1 protein-coding gene is annotated in these 655 nt (G+C 65.2%); it reads left to right on the forward strand.

Annotated elements, in window-relative coordinates; all coding sequences use genetic code 11:
* Nucleotides 1-390: 390 nt before the first annotated feature.
* Nucleotides 391-655, forward strand: a 265-nt coding sequence (locus AC1DTN_RS38075) for a DotH/IcmK family type IV secretion protein (protein WP_477925333.1), incomplete at its 3' end; no start/stop codon positions are given.

Below are 655 nucleotides of genomic sequence, written 5' to 3' on the forward strand. Positions count from 1 at the left end.
TAATTTGCGCATCGGAAAAGCGATGCCGAAGAGCACCATTGAAATAGTTTGCAGCACAATAGCGAAATGAATGAAAAAAGAGATTCAGTCACGCGAGCGAAAGCCCGAACAGCGATGGCTACGGGCATCGGCATTCGGGGTCGGCAGGCAGCCGCGGCCGCCTTGGTGGCGCTGCTCGGATGCGCGGGGCTGACCGCGGTGCACGCCCAGGGCGTGGCTCGCGTTTCAAGTCTGGGGGCTCCGGCCGGTGCCGCGGCGAACCAGCCAGGTGCCGCGCCCGCAGGCGCGTTGCCTCAGAATGGGCCCTCTCCGTCGGGCGCGCCCGGCGCACAGGGGTCAGGGCCCTTGGCGTCTCCAGCCACTCAGCCAACACAGGCTAGCGCCGCCGCCATGCCGACGCCCTATGTCGCGACCTCGCAGGCGGTGCTCGACAAAGTGGCGCCGCTGACGCTCAAGGAAATCGTCAATCTGCGCAAGCAGATTGAAGAGCGCAAGGATGCTTTCACGGAGAACGTGACCGGTCGTGCGCCCGCTCGGCCCACGAGTACCCAGACCACCGTGGATCTCTCTCCTGGCGGGACGCCGCCCGTGTTGCGTCTTTCGCCACGTCAAGGAGCGACGATCATGTTCGTTGACGCAGCGGGGCGTCCTTGGC

This window comes from Rhizobium sp. 01T444, from assembly GCF_056398305.1.